Source organism: Aliarcobacter faecis (genome assembly GCF_013201705.1).
Classification (GTDB): Bacteria; Campylobacterota; Campylobacteria; order Campylobacterales; family Arcobacteraceae; genus Aliarcobacter; species Aliarcobacter faecis.
Window position 1 is genome coordinate 623,798 of sequence record NZ_CP053837.1, and the last position, 18,922, is coordinate 642,719.

Genomic DNA, 18,922 nt, shown 5'->3' on the forward strand with positions numbered 1-18,922 from the left:
CTTTTATATATTTAATTATTTAATTTGTGTTGCTGTTATTGCAACTAAGTTTGATATATCTTCTACTGAACAACCTCTTGATAGGTCATTTACAGGTTTATTTAAACCTTGAATAATTGGTCCATGTGCTTCTGCATTTGCAAATCTTTGCACAAGTTTATAACCTATATTTCCAGCTTGTAAATCAGGGAATACTAAAACATTTGCTTTCCCAGCTACTTTTGAATTAGGAGCTTTTTTAACTCCAATAGATTCAACTATTGCAGCATCAGCTTGAAGTTCTCCATCAAATTGGAAATTTACATTTCTTGAAGTTAGAATTTCACAAGCTTTTGTAACTTTATCAACTAATGGATGTGAAGCACTTCCTTTTGTAGAGAAAGATAGCATAGCAACTCTTGGTTCAAGTCCTACAACACTAGCAGCTGTTGCAGCTGTTGCACTTGCAATATCAGCTAATTGTTCAGAGTTTGGCTCAGGAATAACAGCACAATCTGCAAATAAAATAAGACCATTATCTCCAAATTTTTTATCTGCTGTTTCCATAACAAAAGTTGAAGATACAGTATTTATTCCAGGTGCTGTTTTAATTACTTGAATAGCAGCTTTTAAAACATCTGCTGTTGGTGAATTAGACCCTGCAACAAGTCCATCAGCATCTCCTAATCTAACCATCATACAACCAAAAAATCTTGGTTCATTTAACATTAAATTTGTAGCTTCATCTCTTGAAAGGTTCTTACTTTTTCTAAGTTCAACCAATTCATCAATATATTTATCTATATTTGCAAATTTCTTAGGATCAACAATAGTTGCACCATCTATTTTTGCACCACATTTAAGAGCATCTGCTTTGATTGTCTCCTCATTACCTATTAAAACAACTTTTGCAGTTTTGTCATTTAAAACTTGTTCTGTTGCTTTAAGAACTCTCTCATCTTCAGATTCTGGAAGAACGATTGTTCGTAAATTTTCTTTAGCTTTAGCTTTTATACTATCAATTAAACTCATTTTGCTAAATTTTCCTTTCTAAAATTAAACTTTACAGGGAAGATTATAATTAAGAAGCATAGCAACAAAATAGCAAGATTTCTAATTTAATAAAGGTTTCTTTCGATGATATTTATTCTAAAATATATAATTTTAGGACTTTTAGCTATTTGATTTATAAAAATAGGAGAGATTTAGCATTAAATATAACTATATTATATGAAATGCTAAATTATTTAAAAGTTCTTTTTTGTAACAATTTACTATTTTCTTATAAGCCTATCAGTATCATTTGCAATAACAAGCTCTTCATTTGTAGGAATTACATAAATTTTTGTTTTTGAGTTTTTAGAGCTTATTTCTCTGTTTCCTTTCTCTCTTTTTGAGTTTTTATCACAATCAAGTTCTATACCCATAAATTCTAAACCTTCACAAACTTTTTCTCTAATTAAATCAGAGTTTTCTCCAATCCCAGCTGTAAAGCAAATAGCATCAACTCCATGCATAAGTCCAGCATAAGAGCATAGATATTTTTTTATTCTATCACAAAGCATTGTGATTGCTATTTTAGATCTTTTATCTCCATCATTTGCTGCTTTTATAACTTCTCTTAAATCAGAACTAACTCCTGAAATACCTAGTATCCCAGATTTTTTGTTTAAATAATCTATAATTTGGATATGAGATAAACCTTTTTTCTCCATTAAATAAGGGATAACCCCAGCATCAATATCTCCACTTCTTGTACCCATTACTAAACCTTCAAGTGGAGTTAATCCCATAGAGGTACTAATAGATTTTCCATCTTTAACTGCACAAACAGAAGATCCATTTCCTAGATGACAAACAATAATTTTTGAATCTTTTTTATTTAAAAGTTTAATAGCTTCATTTGAAACATAGTAGTGGCTAGTTCCGTGAAAACCATATTTTCTTAAATGATGTTCTGTATAATCAGCATAGGGAACAGCATATAAAAAGTTTTCAATAGGCATTGTTTGGTGAAAAGCTGTATCAAAAGTTACAACATTTGGAACTTTTGGCATTAACTTTTTACATATTTTTATACCCATTATATTTGCAGGATTATGTAAAGGAGCTAGTGGAATTAGCTCTTCAATTTTTTTAATAACTTCATCATCAACTAATACAGACTCTTTGAAATATTCTCCTCCATGAACAACTCTGTGTCCAATAGCTTTTATTTCATCAATCGAGTTTATAATTTTTGTTTCATCATTTGTAAGAATTCTTAAAACTAATTCAATAGCTTCTTGATGAGTAGGAATAGGAAGTTCATAAGTAAGTTTTTTATTTTCACCTATTTCGTGTTTTAAAATTCCATCTATTCCTATTCTTTCAACTAATCCACTAGCTTTTAACTCTTTTGATTTTGTATCAATTAATTGATATTTAAGAGAAGAAGAACCAGCATTTAAAACGAAAACTAACATATAAATCCTTTAAATCTTAATATATTATTAAAAATTTTAATTAATTTTTTGAAATAATATCAGATTAAAACTTAAAGATTTACTTGATTTTTACATTTGGTGTATTTTTGAGTTTAAGAAAAATCATAGCAGTCATTAAGGCATCATTAAAAGAGTCGTGAACACCAAAAGATGGGATATCAAGCTCTTTCAAAATAGCATTAAATCTTAAATCTATAAAACCTTGGGGAATTAATTCTATTTTAAAATCATGATAAATTTCAGAAACTTCAATAGTTTTATTTGGTAAATTTATTCCTATTTTTGGTTTTAAATATTTATTTACCATTTTTATATCAAAATCTAAAAAATAACCAACTAAAGTTCTATTTCCAATAAAATCTAAAAATTCCAATACAACATCTTCTATATCAAAAGCATCTTCTAAATCGCACTCTCTTATATGATGAACTTTGATTGAATTTTCACTTAAAGAACAAGATTTTGGTTTTACATACCTTACAAACCTTTTACTTGAAACTATTGTATTATCTTTTATTAATACTGCACCAATAGATACAATATCATCAATTTGTGGATCTAATCCTGTTGTTTCACAATCAAAGCAGATATATTCATTAAGAATTGGTTCATCGAATAGAAATGAATATTTTTCAATTTTTAGATTCTTTTTATTAAAATAATTTTTTATATTTCTAAACATAGTTAAGCTTAAAGTGGAATTCTAGCTGTTTTTTTAGTCTATTTACAATTTTAAAAGAGTCTTTTAAAAGATCTTTTTCCATTGTATTTAATTTATTTGGATTTATATAGTTATCTATTTTTTCATTTCTATCAAGTTTTTCAAGGTTAGATTTTAATTTTAGGCTTGTTAAAAAATTAAAAGCCATAATAAGTTCTTTTGATGTCTCTTTTTCAAAAAAACCTAATTCTGTTAGAGCATTTACTCTTTTAATTGTATTTGTATTTAGAATTTTATTTTGTAAACTTAAGGCTCTAATTCCTTGAACAAGTATAAAAATCCCACCTCTTTTTATATCTATCTCATCTTTATGATTTTCATCTTTGCTATTAAATACAAATCCATCAAAGAATCCTAGAGGTACATCAAAACTATTTATTATTTTTGCAAAATTAGAGTAAAAACTTTGAGAATTTGAAGAGATTTTGAATAGATAGTTTTTTAAATCTTTTATCATTTTTATATCTCCAGATACACATAAAGCATCATAGAAAATTGCAATATTCATAAAATGATCACCATTTGGTTCATTTACCCATTTATATATTAACTCTTTAAAATCACTTTGTCTTCTACACCAATAGGGATTTGAAACCATAATATTTCCATCACATCTAGGAAATCCAAAATCAACTAAAGTCTCTGTAAAATTGTGTGTAAATTCTCTTAATTTCTCATCAGTGATTGTACAATCATCTGAAATTATTAAAGCATTATCTTGGTCAGTTCTTAAGATTTGTTCAGCTCTTCCTTCACTTCCCATTACTATTAAACAGGATTTATCAATTAACTCTTGAGGAGCCATCAGTTTATAGAGTTTATCAAGAAGTTTTTTATTTAATTGGTTTATTAGTTTTGAAATAAACTCTATTTTTACACCTTTTGCATTTAAGGATTTTATTATTTTTATAAAAGATAGTGAAGCTTCTTTTAACTCTTCTAGGGTCTCTGCTTTTACTATCTGATTTGAAACAGCAAAAGTATTTGTTGCAAAAAATGATGATAAAGAGATTTGATCAAGTATTCCTACAATAAGATTTTGATCATTTTTTACAACAACTCTTTTTAAACCATATTTTGCCATTTGAAGTTGAGCATTAAATAAAAAATCATCTTCATTTATATAAATTAAGCCTTTTGAAGCTATTTTTATAACCTCTTCATCAAAATCCATTCTATTTAAAATTACTTTTTGTCTAAAATCAGAATCTGTAACTATATACATCTCTCCTTGCTCATCTTTTAAAAGAAGAGTTGGAATTTTTTCTTGTTTTATAATTCTTGCTGCTTCATATATTGAAGTTTTACTATCAACAATTACAGCTTTATGAACTTTTGCATCTTTTACTTTTGCAATCATAATATTTGCCATATCTTTGTTTTTTTCATGCAAAATATTATTATTTAATTTTTCAGAAATTGATTGAAAGAAATAGTTTTCTAGTTGTTGGTTTTGACTTAAAATTGTCATAAATAGCTCTCTTGGAAGAGTATAACAGATACTCTCTTGAGCGGTTACAAAACTATTTTTTGAAAAGTTTTTAATTAGTGAAGCTGAATCAAAAATTTCATTTTTAGAATAAACAGCTAAAACTTCATCTTCATTCTTTTCTTGAATTAATCCTTTTAGAATAAAATATAAAAATTGTGGTTCACTTTGCCCTAATTGAACAGTAGCACCTTCTTTAAAATATACAATATCTAAAGCCTCAGCAATATCATCAAGTTCATTTAAAGTAAGATTTTCAAAAGGGTGAATTGAAGAGATAAATTTCTTTTGTTCTTGTAAGCTCATATTTTCTCCTAAAAAGATTACAAAATAAAGGGGGGGGTATTTCCCCTTTATCTTAGTGTGAAACTGCTCCTGCAGATCCAATTCCTGTATTTGCTCTAATATTTTGAGCTCTAAATTTAGCTCTATCTTCTTTTGCTCTTTGAGAGTTATCAGTAATACTAAATAACCAAATTCCAACAAATGCAACTGCTACTGAGAATAGTGCAGGGTGAGCATAAGGGAAAATTGCCTCTTTATTTCCTAAAATTTGTACCCAAACATTTGGTCCTAAAATTACAAGTGCAACAGCAGTAATTAATCCTAAAAAACCACCAATAAATGCACCTCTTGTTGTAAGTTTTGACCAATAAATAGATAAGAATAGAATTGGAAAGTTTGCAGATGCTGCAATTCCAAATGCTAAACCAACCATATATGCAATATTTTGTGATTCAAATGCAATTCCTAAAACAACTCCAATAATTCCTATTATAACAACAGTAATTTTAGATATTTTTACAACTTTTTCATCGCTTGCATTTGGATTTATAACATTTGCATAAATATCATGTGATATAGCTGAAGCTCCTGCTAATGTAAGACCAGAAACAACAGCTAAAATTGTAGCAAATGCAACAGCTGAAATAAATCCTAAAAAGGCATTTCCACCTAGCATGTGTGATAAGTGAACTGATGCCATATTACTTCCACCAAATAAAGCTCCACCTTGTAAATAAGCAAGACCTTTATCAAAATATTGTGCACCTGCATCTGTATTTAAAAATGCAATTGCACCAAAACCAACGATTGTAATAATAACCCAGAAATAAGCAACAAATCCAGTTGCATAAACAACAGATTTTCTAGCTTCTTTTGCATTTCCAACTGTAAAAAATCTCATTAAAACGTGAGGTAAACCAGCAGTTCCTAGCATTAAAGCCATACCTAAAGATATTGCAGAAATTGGATCAGATAAGAAACCACCTGGTTTTAAAATATCTTCCCCTTTTTTGTGGTATTCTACAGCTTGGCTTGCTAATGCTTCAAAGTTAAAGTTGAAGTGCCATAAAATCATAATAGCCATAAAAGAAACTCCTGAAAGAAGTAAAACAGCTTTTATAATTTGTACCCAAGTAGTTGCAAGCATCCCTCCAAATGTTACATAAATAATCATTAATGCTCCAACTAAAAATACTGCATAGATATACTCCATTCCAAAAAGGATTTGGATTAATTTACCAGCTCCAACCATTTGTGCAATTAGGTATAAAACAACAACTGAAAGTGAACCAAATGCAGCTAAAGTTCTAATCTCTTTTTGTCCTAATCTGTATGCAGCAATATCAGCAAAAGTAAATTTACCTAAATTTCTTAATTTCTCAGCCATAAAGAATAAAATAATAGGCCAACCAACTAAAAATGAAACAGCATAAATAACTCCATCATATCCATTCATATAAATAAGACCAGATACTCCTAGAAATGCTGCTGCTGACATATAATCTCCAGCAATTGCTAAACCATTCTGAAATCCTGTAATTCCTCCACCAGCAGTATAAAAATCATTTGCTGATTTTGTTTTTCTAGCTGCCCAATAAGTAATTACTAAAGTTCCTGCAATGAATACAAAGAACATAATAATCGCAGGAATATTTAAATCTCTTTTCCCTTCAAAAGTTGCATCACCAGCAGCAAATGCCCATAATGCAAAAATAGATAGTAGTGCTAAAACTCTTAACATTATAATAAATCCTTTACATCTCTTTTTATTTGGTTAGTTAAATCTTCAAACTCTGTATTTGCTCTTTTTACATAGATTAAAGTAGTAATAAAGCTAATAACCAAAATAGCTAATGCAATAGGAAATGCAATAGTTGTAACATATCCTTCAGCTATTTTTGCAGAAAACAGCTCTTTATTAAAAGCAATAATAGTTATGTATGAATAAAACATAACTAAAACAAAAATTCCAAGTTTCAATGAAAAACTATTTCTCTTTGAAACCAACTCTTGATATTTAGGATTTGATTCAATCCTATCTACTAATTTTTCGTTCATTCTCCGACCTTTTTTTGACTTTTTGTAACTATGAAAGAATAGTTAACAAAAGATAAATAATTATACTAATTTATTAGAGTTTTGGGAAATTTTATTTCAGAGAATTGTTTATAAATTGTGTAAGAATTGTAAAATAGTAACAGAAAAATAATATTTTAATTATTAAAATTAATTATATTTCTTAAGTTTTATTTTATAAAGATCACTAAAGAGATAAATCTCTTTAGTAAAGGTTTTAGTGATCAACAGCTCCATCAGCTCCGATACCTGTTTCTGCTCTAATTCTTTGAGCTTCAAATCCAGATTTATCCTCTTTTGCTCTTGCAGAAGAGTCTGTAATAGAGAAGAACCAAATTCCCACAAATGCTGCAATAATAGAGAATAATGCAGGTTGTGTATAAGGGAATATAGCTTTTTCAAAATGGAAAATATCAACCCATACAGTTTTACTTAGTACAACTAGTGCAATAGCAGTAATAAGACCTATGAATCCACCAATAAATGCTCCTCTAGTAGTCAATTTAGACCAGTAGATTGAAAGAATTAATATTGGGAAGTTAGCTGATGCTGCAATAGCAAATGCTAGACCAACCATGAATGCAATGTTTTGATTTTCAAATGCAAATCCTAAAAGAATAGCAACAATACCAATAACTAAAACAGTTCTTTTTGAAACTTTCATCTCTTCAGCATCTGTAGCTTGACCTTTTCTTATAACGATTGCATATAAATCGTGTGCAATAGAGTTAGAAGCAGCAAGTGTAAGACCAGCAACAACCGCTAAGATTGTAGCAAATGAAACAGCCGCAATAAATCCTAAGAAAATATCTCCACCAACAGCTTGTGATAAGTGAACAGCTGCCATATTAGCTCCACCAATGATACCTTTAAAGTCAATTACACCATCTTTAAAGTAAACAGCACCTTCAGGGCTTAATAAGAAAACAACAGCACCTAAACCAACAACACCAATGATTAAATAGAAGTAACCAATAAATGCAGTTGCATAAACAACAGATTTTCTAGCTTCTCTTGCATTTCCAACTGTAAAGAATCTCATAAGGATATGAGGTAATCCAGCAGTTCCTAACATTAAAGCAAGTCCTAAAGAAACAGCAGAAACTGGATCAGATACGAATGGACCTGGTTTTAAAATAGCTTCAGCTTTTGGGTGCATGCTAACAGCTTGAGCTGCTAAGTTACCAAATGAAAAACCATAGTGTGAAAGAACCATAATTGCAATAAATGTTACTCCAGATAAAAGTAATACAGCTTTGATAATTTGTACCCAAGTTGTAGCTAACATTCCACCAAAAGTTACATAAACAATCATTAATGCACCAACAATAATAACTGACCAAGCATAAGGAATATGGAATAATAATTCAATTAATTTTCCAGCTCCAACCATTTGAGCAATTAAATAGAAAGTAACAACTGTTAAAGAACCAAATGCAGCAAGAATTCTGATTTTTTGTTCATCTAATCTATATGCAGCAATATCTGTAAAGTTAAATTTACCTAAATTTCTTAATTTTTCAGCCATTAAGAATAGAATAATTGGCCAACCAACTAGGAATCCAATAGCATAAATCATACCATCAAAACCATGTAGAAAAATCATTCCAGAAATACCTAAGAATGAAGCAGCTGACATATAATCTCCAGCAATTGCTAGACCATTTTGGAACCCTGAAATTCCTCCACCTGCTGTATAGAAATCTGAAGCAGATTTTGTTTTACTAGCAGCCCATTTTGTAATACCCATAGTTGCAACTATAAATACAAAGAACATAATAACAGCAGGAATATTCACTGCTCCACCATCAGATGCAAATAATGCTAATGATGATAATCCTAATAAAGATAGTATTTTTAACATTATAAAATATCCTTTACATCATTTTTTATAGAAGTTTCTAAGTCTTCAAACTCACCATTTGCTCTTACAACATAAATTACAGTTGTAATAAATGCAATTAAGATGATTGCAACAGCAATAGGCCATGCAACAGTCATAACTTCACCAACTTTTGTAGCGAAAAACTCTTTATTAAATGCAATAGTTAATACGAAACCATAGTAAACTACCAAAACAAAGATTGCTAGTTTAATAGCAAACGAACTTCTTTTTGAAATAAGTTCATGGTATTTAGGATTAGCTTTAATCCTTTCTACTAATTCTTTATTCATTTTTTCTCCTAAAATAAGATTCATTGAAATAGTAAAATATCTTAGTTGCAAAAACATAGCATTTTAAAAAATAATTATGAAAAAGTGAAATAATTGTAGAGATAGCGATAAAATCGCTATTTTTGATTTGAGATTTTTATTTATTTGACAAATTTTTTAGTTTTAAAAATATCATAGCAGTCATGATTGCATCATTTAAGGCATCATGTTTCCCTAAAAAAGGGATATTTAGATATTTCATAATAGTATCAAATTTTAAATCTAAAAAGCCATTATTTGCTATTTTTTTTCTATGGTCATAATATATTCCAGATACTTCAATAGATTGATTTGGTAGCTTTACTCCAATGATTTTTTTTGTATATTTTGAAATCATTGCTATATCAAACTCTATGTAGTAACCTACTATTGGTCTAGAGCCAATAAAATTTAGAAGTTGAAAAATTGCAATTTCAGGTTCAAGTGCATTTTCTAAATCAGTTTGTCTTAAATGATGAATTTTAATAGATTCAGGGTTTATAAGTTTTGATGGTTTTACAAAAATATTAAAGGTTTGTCTCATTAAAATTTTATTATCTTTGATTAATACGGCACCAATAGAGAGGATTTCATCTTTTTTTGGATTTAAACCAGTTGTTTCACAATCAAGACTAACATACTCATTTGGTGGAGGTGTCTCAAATAGAGATTCAAATCGTTTACTTTTTAATTTTTTTTTCTCTAAATTTCGTAAAATATTTTTAAACATTAGTAAATCTTATCTAATTTAAATATGTAAGAGATAAATTTTTTAAATTCACTTACAATTTTTAAGCTCTCTTTTAAAAGATCTCTCTCTATTTTTCCTAAGTTATTTGTATTAAATTCATTTGAAATAGCTTTTCCATTATTTATTGCATCAAGATGATGTTTTAATCTTAGTGTATTTACTATTTCAAATGCTTCAATTAATTCAGCAGCCATATTTTTTTCAATAATTTTTCTGTCTTCAAGAATTTTAATTCTTTTTACAGTTGTTGTCTCTTTTATTTTTTCTTTTAAACTTAAACTTCTAATTCCTTGAACTATTGGGAAAATAGCAGCTTTCTTTATATTTATTAAGTTATTTTTACCAATAAAACTAGATATTGCAGTTGGAGTTTCAAAAGCCGTTGTTGATTTTGCAAAATATGCTAAGAATAGGTCATTTTGCACTTTATTAAATAGAAACTCTTTTAGGCTAATTAGAAGTTCCTTATCTCCAGCAACAGCAAAAGAGTCTATAAATATTGCTAAATCTAAGTAACCTTTCATATCAGGATTATTTATCCATTTAATGATTTCATTTTTAAAATCATTAAAATTTTTACACCAAGTAGGATTTGAAACCATGATATTCCCTTCACAAGGAGGATATCCTAACTCTATTAAATCATTTGTTAGTTGTTGCATATAAGGTCTATATTGTTCTACATTAACTCCATCTCTTACAATTAAAGCATTATCTTGGTCTGTTCTAATTATTTGCTCATTTCTTCCTTCACTACCCATTACTATTAAACAAGCACTATCTTGAAGCTCTTTTGGAAGAATAAGGCTATATAATTTTTGATAAACTTTTGTATTTAATTGTCCTATTAGGCTTGAAATATGGTGAATTTTTACACCTTTTGCTTGAAGGCTTATAATAATATCAAGGAAATCTTTACTTGCATTTTTTAAATCTTGTACATTTTTTGCATTTTTGATTTTTGATTCAATAACATAAGTGTGGTTTGCAAAATGAGATAAAATATCTATTTGTTCTAATATTCCAACCATTTCTCCACTACTATTTACAACACCAACCCTTTTTATATTTCTTTTTACTAAAATAGTTAAAGCTTCAAATAAATAATCATCTTTTTGTATAGTTAATAGTGGAAAAATAGCAATATCTTTTACGGGAATTGTTAAATCTCTACCCTCTAAAAGGACTTTAACTTTTAAAAGAGAATCTGTAATAATCCCATATCCTAAAGTTTCACTTTTTATAATAATTGTTGATGTTTTAAATTGCATAGATTTTTTTATTGCATCTATTAATTTTGTATCTTCTTCAACCATACAAGCTTCGTGAATTAGAGTATCTTGAACTTTTGCTATCATAAAAGATGATAATTCTGATGTATACTCTTTATCTTTTAGAGTTTTTATTTTATTTACTAAATCTTTTAAGAAGAAATCTTTGAACTCTTGATTTTTTTCTATTAAAGATAAAAAAGCTTTTTTATCTATTTCATAGCAGATTAGTTCCTCATTAACTTTAAAAGTATGTTCACATTTTCCATATATTAGAGAATTTGAATCAAAGGAGTCTTCACTTTGGTAATCCATAATTAAATTATTATCTTTACTATATTCAAAAACAGAACCTTTTATAATTATAAAAAATGTATTTGGAATATTATTTGGGCTAATTAAAATTGTATCTTTTGGATAGTATGCAATATCCATATGTTGTAGGCACATAGACATTTGACTAGGAGTTAAATGTCCAAATGGATGGATATTTGATAGAAATGTCTCTTGATCTTGAATACTCATAAACTTTCCTTTTTATTTATTGATGGTGATCTTAAATCATCTATTAGTAAAAGAACTTCTTCTGGTACTTTTGGTGTAAATCTTGAAATAATGATAGTAATAAAAATATTTATAATAGCACCTATAACGCCAATTGCTGTTGGCATAATACCAAATAAGTAGTCATCAAATGAACTTACTCTATTATTTATAAAACAAAAATATATTATATAAGTTAAAATAAAGATTAAAGAAATAATTAAACCTGAAATTGCACCTTCCTTAGTAATATTCTTATTAAAAATCCCAAGAACAATTGTAGGAAAAAGTGTAGCTGCTAAAATGGTAAAAGAGATTGAAATAGTTTCTATTATTGTGTAATAAGGAATTGTAAAGAATGTTGCTAAAGATATAATTATTAGAATAAAAATTTTTGATAAAACTTTATATTTTATACTATTATGAGCTATTTGTTTCTCTTCAAAAAAGATTAGTATAGAGTTTGTACTTATTAAAATTAACCCAGTCATAGTTGATAAAGCTGCAGCTAAAGCCCCTGCAAGTATTAATGCTATTGTCCAGTTTGGTAAATTTGCAATTTCTGGATTTAGTAGAGTTTGAATATCTGGATTTATATAAAGTTCATTTGAAAGAGAATCGTTTATTTGTATTTTTCCATCATTGTTTTTTTCAAAATATTTTATCTCTCCAATATTTTGCCAAATTTGAAGCCATTTTCCACTATTTACTATATGATTTTGATTTTTTACTTCATCATTGATAAAAGCTTCATACTCTACATTTTGTGTATGTTTAATATTATTTATTTTTGATAATACTCCTAAAGGAGATATAGCAGTATAAATAATGGCAATAAAAACTAATGCCCAAAAAGCAGATTTTCTAGTATCATTTATACTAGGTGTTGATATAAATTTTACTAAAATATGAGGTAATATGGCAACTCCTAGCATTAAAGATAGAGATATTGTAAAAAGATCTAAAACTCCTAATGCTTTTGTATAAGTAAATCCAAAATCTTCTAAACTATTATCTAAAACATGAAGTAGGAAAGTCCCTTCAGGAATTATTTTAACTCCTGTATCAAAAGCAAATGTAGTTTTTGAAAATAGGGCAAGTTGAGGAATAAAACCATCTGTAAGTTCTAAACTAAGATATATAATAGGAGTTATAAATGCGAATAAAATTATTATGTATTGGGCTATTTGTGTATATGTAACTTGTCTAATTCCACCAAGTAGTGAGTATAAAAATGCTACAAAAATAGCAACTACCAAAGCTATCTCTTTATCTATTTGAAAAATTCTTGAAAATACAATTCCTATTCCTTTCATTTGTGCTGAAATATAGATAAATGAGACAATTATTATTATAAATATTGTTAAATTTCTAGCAAATTTTGAATAATATCTAGCTTCTACAAATTCACATAAATGAAATTTACCAAATTTTCTTAAATAAGGAACAATAAGTAGTGCTAAAAGTACAAAACCTCCTGTAAATCCCATAATATAAGCTGAACCATTAAAACCTAGATATGAAATAGTCCCAGCAAGAGCTACAAAAGTAACAGCACTTATAAAATCTACAGCTATAGAAATACCATTTGTAATGGGACTAAAACTACTTTTTGCAATATAAAAATCTTTTGTTGAGCTAGATTTTGTCCATAAAGCTAGACCAAAATATATTGTAAAAGATATTCCTACGAAAAGGTAGATTAAAGATTGAAGTTCCATCTTATTCGCTTATAGAATATTTTTCATCAAGTTTTGAACTTTTTTTGATATATATAAATATTATAAAAATAAAAAATAGTATTGAACCTTGATTAGCTAGAAAGAAACCGAGTTTTACACCAAAAAATTCAAAGTTATTTAATAAATTCACTCCAAGAATAGCAAATCCAAATGTAAATATAGACCAAATAAATAGTAATTTTGCAATAAGTAAAATATTCTCTTTCCAATATTGTTGTGCAAAATTTAATTTTTTATTCACTATAACTCCTTAAAATTATATGATTATAGTGTTTTTTAGTAGCAAAAAAATAGCAAAAGGTTAAGTTTCTTTTTAAGCAGAGTAGTATCTATCTATTTTATATCCAAGTCCTCTAATATTTTTTATAAAATCCTCTTTTAGGCTCTTTTTAAGCCTTGAAATTTCAGCTCTAATTGTTGGATTATCAATATTTTCAGCATCCCAAACATCAACTCTAAATCTTTCAAAATCTACAATCATATTTATATTTAAAGCTAATATATGAATAATCTCTAGCTGTTTTTTTGTAAGATTTTGAGGTTCACCATTAAAATAAAGTGTTTGTTTATCTTTTGAGTAAGAGTAATTTTCAGAAAATCTAATATGACTTGTATTATTTTGCTCTTTTTTTAATATTTGATTTATTTTAATACCAAGTTCACCCAAATGAAAAGGTTTTTTTAAATACTCCCTAGCACCTAAATTATAGGCTTTTGTAATATCTTCAATATCAATTTGAGCTGAGATAAATATTGTTGGAATATGAATTTTTCTATTATTTAATTCATTTAAAATTGAAAATCCATCAATAGAAGGAACATTTACATCAAGAATAAGTAAATCATATCCTTGTTCAATGCTATTTAAAACATCAGCTCCATCCATAAAACTCTCAACCATATGTCCAATGCCTCTTAGATATTCACTAATAGCACTATTTAGCATTAATTCATCTTCAAGAAGTAGTATCTTCATTTATTTTAAACCTATATATAAATTTTGTCTCTTTTGTATCAGATAGAATATCTATTATAACAAAATTTTTATCACAAATCTCTTTTACTATTTTAAGACCAAGTCCAAAACCACCTCTTGCATTATTTTCTCTATAAAAATCATCAAAAATCTTATCAATACTCTCTATCTTTTTTGAATTTGTTGTAACACTAAACTCTATTTCATCATCATTTAAATAGATTAATTTTACAAAAATAGGGGATTTGCTAAATGAGTATTTAACAGCATTTGAAAGGTTATTATCAATAATTCTTTGAAGTTCTGTTTGATTAAATTTTAAATATACATCATCTTCAATATTTTTTATAAAATATAAAGAGTTTGATTTTACAATCTCTTCAAAAAAATCCATTCTATCTTTTAAAACTTGTGAAAATTCAATATACTCTTTTTCATAAGTGACTCTATCTTTTTTGATTAAGTAAGATAAATCATCATAAATATATTGAATTGTTTTTGATCCAGATTCTATATTTGTAATATAGTTGTTATTTGGAATTTTCATTTTTAGCAGATCTATATTTGTTCTTATAATTGCTAAAGGAGTATTTATCTCGTGAACAGAATTTTTTAGAAATTGTTTTTGTGATTCTACTAAGTCAGATAACTCTTTTGTCTTTTCATTAACTTTTATCTCTAGATTTTTGTTTAACTCTTCTAACATAGAACTTTTTAGTTTCATATTTGTCATAGCATCATTTGCATAATTTGCAATAACTTTGAATTCACCAAAAATAATTCTATTTTGATTTATTGGATTATCACTTTTTTGAGACTCTTTAAAGTAATTTCCTATCTCTTTTACATCATTTACTATTAGGATAGTTGCATTTTTATAGATAAAAATAGAGTATAAAATAAGTAAAATTGTAAGAGATGTAATTTGTAAAGTATAGTTAGAGATTTTTTTATTATACTCTTCCTCTTTTTGTTTAATTAGCCTGTCAATTTCATCAAGATATACACCTTTACCTATTGTCCAATTCCATTCAGCATAGGAGTTTACAAAAGATAGTTTATTTGTCTCTTTTGAAGCTTCTGGTTTTGTCCAAAAGTAGTTTACATAACCACCATCTTTATTTTGTGACTCTTTAATTAACTCAATAATTGGATATTTCCCAGAAGAGTCTTTAATATTTAAAAAATTCTTTCCAATATTTAATCTTTCAGTTGAGCTTAATACTACATTTCCTTCAAAATCATAAATAAAAATATATTCATTTGGATTATTACTTAGTTTTAATTGGTTTATAGCAAGGATAACATCTCTTTTTATCTCATTAATAGGTTTTAAGTCTTTATTTTGTTTGTGATAATAGTCGATAAATTTAATAACATAATCAACGTGAGTTTTAAGTAGAGCTTTTTGGTTATTTGTATAGTCTGTTTTTAAAGTATGTATCTTTTCTTGAAGCTCTTCATGAGCATTATTTATTATTATAAATGTAAAAAATGAGATTAATATAATAATGAAAACAATACTATAAACTATTAAGTGATAAAGAGATTTTGCTTTTAACATTTAAATTTGTGACCTTGAATAAATATAAGATAATGATAACTATATTTTTATAAGAAAGAAATTATTTTAAAAGTGGCGCGGCCAACGAGACTCGAACTCGCGACCTCCTGCGTGACAGGCAGGCATTCTAACCAACTAAACTATGGCCGCACCAGATAAATATGGTGGTCGATATAAGACTCGAACTTATGACATCTACCTTGTAAGGGTAGCGCTCTACCAACTGAGCTAATCGACCTATGGGAATTTACATATATTGACCTTGGTGACCCCTAGGGGATTCGAACCCCTGTGGCATGGATGAAAACCATGAATCCTAACCGTTAGATGAAGGGGCCAAGATATGTAATAATAAAAGTGGTGACCTGTGATGGATTCGAACCATCGGCCTCCTCATTAAAAGTGAGATGCTCTACCGGCTGAGCTAACAAGTCATAATAAACAATAAAAAGTGGCGCGGCCAACGAGACTCGAACTCGCGACCTCCTGCGTGACAGGCAGGCATTCTAACCAACTAAACTATGGCCGCACCAGATAAATATGGTGGTCGATATAAGACTCGAACTTATGACATCTACCTTGTAAGGGTAGCGCTCTACCAACTGAGCTAATCGACCTTGTTATATATTTGACCTTGGTGACCCCTAGGGGATTCGAACCCCTGTGGCATGGATGAAAACCATGAATCCTAACCGTTAGATGAAGGGGCCAAGTATATAACAAAAAAATGGTGACCTGTGATGGATTCGAACCATCGGCCTCCTCATTAAAAGTGAGATGCTCTACCAGCTGAGCTAACAAGTCGTTTTCCTTTTTAAGCTTTTACTTAAAATGGACTGGAATTATAGTGCAAAATAATTTAATTGTCAAGAGTTTTTTGTGCAAATTTTAAAATTTCTTTTAAAGATGTTTTTGCTGCTTGTTTTTGGATTTCAATTCTACTACCATTAAAGTGATAAGTTTCTACTATTTTATGGGCTTTATTATCACAAATTCCAATTACGACTGTACCAATTGGTTTATTTATTGTTCCACCATTGGGACCAGCAATTCCTGATATTGCAATAGCAAAATTAGCATCAAATTTAATTATTACACCATCTAACATCTCATTTACAGTTTGTGTACTAACAGCCCCATATTTTTCTAAAGTTTCATTTTTTACATTTAGCTCTAGATTTTTTATTTTATTTGAATATGTAATAATACTTCCATTAAAAATATCACTTGAACCACTAATTTGTGTAATCATACTAGCAACTAATCCACCTGTACAAGATTCTGCTGTTGTGATTGATTTATTGTGTTTTCTCAAAAGTTCTTGAAGTTCTATCATATTATTTGTAGAAAATATATTGTTGTACATAAAAATTCCTTTTATAGTTTAAAGGATTTTAGAAGAATATTTATAAAATAGAGATAAATTTAAAAAGAAAGTTTTTTAGAAGAGTTTAACTCTTCTAAAAATTATTTGTCATCTGTAAAGTCAGCTAAGAATTGATCTTCATTGAAATTTTTTCCAAGGTATGAACAAACTAATTTAATATCTCTCTCTGCATTTCCAAGACAAGATGTAGCTCCTGGAGATGGAGTCATATTAAAGATAATACCTTTTTCTTCTGTAATTGAAGCTTCACCAAGCATTAGTTTTTGTTCAGTTTTATTTAAAACTTGAGGTCTTACTCCACCAAATCCTTTTGCATATTCAATATCATCAACACTTAATGATGGTACTATTTTTTGTGCATCTTTAACAAATAGTTTTTTGTTGATTCCAGGTACTTCAAATAAGAAGTTTTTGAAGATATAGTTTCTAATATCACTATCTTTTAATAAATCCCAGAAAATTTTTATAATATTTCCATCTAAATTTAAAGTTTTTAAGCATTGGAATAAAGATTTACCACCTTTATATCTTTCTAATACTAATAGTGCAAGAGCTGTTGGTCCAAATCTTGTTTTTCCATCACATAAAATATCTGGATCCCCATGAAGTGCAGCAAATGGAAGTTTATCATTTTGTACCATATAAACTTTTCCATTTAAGTAAGTTCCATTTGTAATATAAAATGATCCAGCCATAGAAAGTGATCCCATATGTTTTCCATATCCCATTTTATGTGCTAAATATAGTGAGTGAGCTCCAGCATTTACAACCACAAAATCAGCAGTATAAACTGTACCATTTGTTGTAGTTAATTTAAATTTATCACCAATTTTTTGAATCTCTTCAACTTCTGAATTAAAATAAACATCTGTTATTTTTTCACTATTTGCATTTTGACCAGCTTTTACAAGCTCTTTTGTCATTGCTCCAAAATCAACAGTTGTATATTGGTCATTTGTTCCCATAGCTACAATTGGTTCTGGTCTATCTTTTGTTCTTTCTTTATCTGAATATACTAATAAAGGCTCTTTTTCTCTTAAAGCTTCTTTATCCCATAACTCTAAGTATGGGAAAATCTCTTTAAATTTGTTATATCTATCAGTGATAAATTGAACTTCTTTCTCACCCACACCTAAAGCCATTTTTTGATGTTTAAACATAATTTTATCTTGAAGGTCATACATTAAGTTGAACTTCTCAATCATTTTTGCAGTTCTTTTTGTAATTTTTGCTTTTTCAAAAGTATAGTTTGTCTCAATATCTCCAACATGTATTGTTTGAGAGTTACTAGTACCTTTAGAGTTTAAAGTTGCTAGTTCTTCATACTTCTCAAGTAAACAAATATTATTAACATCAGAATATTTTGCTAATTCAAAGAATAAAGCAGCTCCTGAAATTCCTCCACCTACAATTACGACCTCATAGTGTTTTTCGCTCATTTTCCTATCCTATATTTTTT

At 28.1% G+C, this 18,922-nt stretch carries 16 protein-coding genes and 8 tRNA genes; all 24 read right to left on the reverse strand.

Going from position 1 to position 18,922, the window contains the following annotated elements:
* Nucleotides 1-15: 15 nt before the first annotated feature.
* Nucleotides 16-1,011: a phosphate acetyltransferase gene (gene pta / locus AFAEC_RS03215; protein ID WP_026806007.1), complete on the reverse strand. Its 996-nt coding sequence runs from the start codon at nucleotides 1,009-1,011 to the stop codon at nucleotides 16-18.
* Nucleotides 1,012-1,253: 242 nt separating this feature from the next.
* Nucleotides 1,254-2,444, reverse strand: coding sequence for an acetate/propionate family kinase (locus tag AFAEC_RS03220; protein ID WP_026806006.1), 1,191 nt, complete (start codon nucleotides 2,442-2,444; stop codon nucleotides 1,254-1,256).
* A 79-nt stretch (nucleotides 2,445-2,523) separates the two neighbouring features.
* Nucleotides 2,524-3,147 (reverse strand): 3'-5' exonuclease, encoded by a 624-nt coding sequence (locus AFAEC_RS03225; protein ID WP_026806005.1) that lies wholly within the window; start codon nucleotides 3,145-3,147, stop codon nucleotides 2,524-2,526.
* A complete protein-coding gene (locus AFAEC_RS03230) occupies nucleotides 3,140-4,981 on the reverse strand; it encodes a putative nucleotidyltransferase substrate binding domain-containing protein (RefSeq protein WP_026806004.1) in 1,842 nt (613 codons plus the stop codon). Before AFAEC_RS03230 ends, AFAEC_RS03225 begins: the two co-directional genes overlap by 8 nt.
* A gap of 52 nt (nucleotides 4,982-5,033) precedes the next feature.
* Nucleotides 5,034-6,701, reverse strand: a complete 1,668-nt coding sequence (locus AFAEC_RS03235) for a cation acetate symporter (RefSeq protein WP_026806003.1) — start codon at nucleotides 6,699-6,701, stop codon at nucleotides 5,034-5,036.
* A complete protein-coding gene (locus AFAEC_RS03240; protein ID WP_026806002.1) occupies nucleotides 6,701-7,018 on the reverse strand; it encodes a DUF485 domain-containing protein in 318 nt (105 codons plus the stop codon). The genes AFAEC_RS03235 and AFAEC_RS03240 overlap by 1 nt, the downstream gene beginning before the upstream one ends.
* Before the next feature lie 235 nt (nucleotides 7,019-7,253).
* Nucleotides 7,254-8,900, reverse strand: a complete 1,647-nt coding sequence (locus tag AFAEC_RS03245) for a cation acetate symporter (RefSeq protein ID WP_026806001.1) — start codon at nucleotides 8,898-8,900, stop codon at nucleotides 7,254-7,256.
* Nucleotides 8,900-9,211, reverse strand: coding sequence for a DUF485 domain-containing protein (locus tag AFAEC_RS03250; protein WP_026806000.1), 312 nt, complete (start codon nucleotides 9,209-9,211; stop codon nucleotides 8,900-8,902). The genes AFAEC_RS03245 and AFAEC_RS03250 overlap by 1 nt, the downstream gene beginning before the upstream one ends.
* Before the next feature lie 136 nt (nucleotides 9,212-9,347).
* Nucleotides 9,348-9,959 carry a 3'-5' exonuclease gene (locus AFAEC_RS03255; protein WP_026805999.1) on the reverse strand — a complete coding sequence of 204 codons (612 nt, stop codon included), beginning with the start codon at nucleotides 9,957-9,959 and terminating at the stop codon, nucleotides 9,348-9,350.
* The gene (locus tag AFAEC_RS03260; RefSeq protein ID WP_026805998.1) at nucleotides 9,959-11,776 is read right to left on the reverse strand and encodes a DUF294 nucleotidyltransferase-like domain-containing protein; all 1,818 of its coding nucleotides are present in this window, start codon (nucleotides 11,774-11,776) and stop codon (nucleotides 9,959-9,961) included. Before AFAEC_RS03260 ends, AFAEC_RS03255 begins: the two co-directional genes overlap by 1 nt.
* Nucleotides 11,773-13,515 carry a VC_2705 family sodium/solute symporter gene (locus AFAEC_RS03265; protein WP_026805997.1) on the reverse strand — a complete coding sequence of 581 codons (1,743 nt, stop codon included), beginning with the start codon at nucleotides 13,513-13,515 and terminating at the stop codon, nucleotides 11,773-11,775. The genes AFAEC_RS03260 and AFAEC_RS03265 overlap by 4 nt, the downstream gene beginning before the upstream one ends.
* A 1-nt stretch (nucleotide 13,516) precedes the next feature.
* The gene (locus AFAEC_RS03270; protein WP_026805996.1) at nucleotides 13,517-13,777 is read right to left on the reverse strand and encodes a DUF4212 domain-containing protein; all 261 of its coding nucleotides are present in this window, start codon (nucleotides 13,775-13,777) and stop codon (nucleotides 13,517-13,519) included.
* 72 nt (nucleotides 13,778-13,849) lie between these two features.
* Nucleotides 13,850-14,512, reverse strand: a complete 663-nt coding sequence (locus tag AFAEC_RS03275) for a response regulator transcription factor (RefSeq protein WP_026805995.1) — start codon at nucleotides 14,510-14,512, stop codon at nucleotides 13,850-13,852.
* A complete protein-coding gene (locus tag AFAEC_RS03280; protein ID WP_026805994.1) occupies nucleotides 14,493-16,076 on the reverse strand; it encodes a sensor histidine kinase in 1,584 nt (527 codons plus the stop codon). The genes AFAEC_RS03275 and AFAEC_RS03280 overlap by 20 nt, the downstream gene beginning before the upstream one ends.
* Before the next feature lie 73 nt (nucleotides 16,077-16,149).
* A tRNA-Asp gene (locus tag AFAEC_RS03285) sits at nucleotides 16,150-16,226 on the reverse strand.
* Nucleotides 16,227-16,238: 12 nt separating this feature from the next.
* Nucleotides 16,239-16,314 (reverse strand) — tRNA-Val (locus tag AFAEC_RS03290).
* A gap of 25 nt (nucleotides 16,315-16,339) precedes the next feature.
* Nucleotides 16,340-16,414 (reverse strand) — tRNA-Glu (locus tag AFAEC_RS03295).
* 20 nt (nucleotides 16,415-16,434) lie between these two features.
* Nucleotides 16,435-16,510 (reverse strand) — tRNA-Lys (locus AFAEC_RS03300).
* 18 nt (nucleotides 16,511-16,528) lie between these two features.
* Nucleotides 16,529-16,605 (reverse strand) — tRNA-Asp (locus AFAEC_RS03305).
* A gap of 12 nt (nucleotides 16,606-16,617) precedes the next feature.
* A tRNA-Val gene (locus tag AFAEC_RS03310) sits at nucleotides 16,618-16,693 on the reverse strand.
* Between the two features lie 18 nt (nucleotides 16,694-16,711).
* Nucleotides 16,712-16,786: transfer RNA gene (locus tag AFAEC_RS03315), tRNA-Glu, on the reverse strand.
* 18 nt (nucleotides 16,787-16,804) lie between these two features.
* Nucleotides 16,805-16,880: transfer RNA gene (locus AFAEC_RS03320), tRNA-Lys, on the reverse strand.
* Nucleotides 16,881-16,935: 55 nt separating this feature from the next.
* Nucleotides 16,936-17,442 (reverse strand): CinA family protein, encoded by a 507-nt coding sequence (locus AFAEC_RS03325; protein ID WP_026805993.1) that lies wholly within the window; start codon nucleotides 17,440-17,442, stop codon nucleotides 16,936-16,938.
* Nucleotides 17,443-17,543: 101 nt separating this feature from the next.
* On the reverse strand, nucleotides 17,544-18,902 hold the full coding sequence (locus AFAEC_RS03330; protein WP_026805992.1) for an FAD-dependent oxidoreductase: 1,359 nt from the start codon (nucleotides 18,900-18,902) through the stop codon (nucleotides 17,544-17,546).
* Between the last annotated feature and the right edge of the window lie 20 nt (nucleotides 18,903-18,922).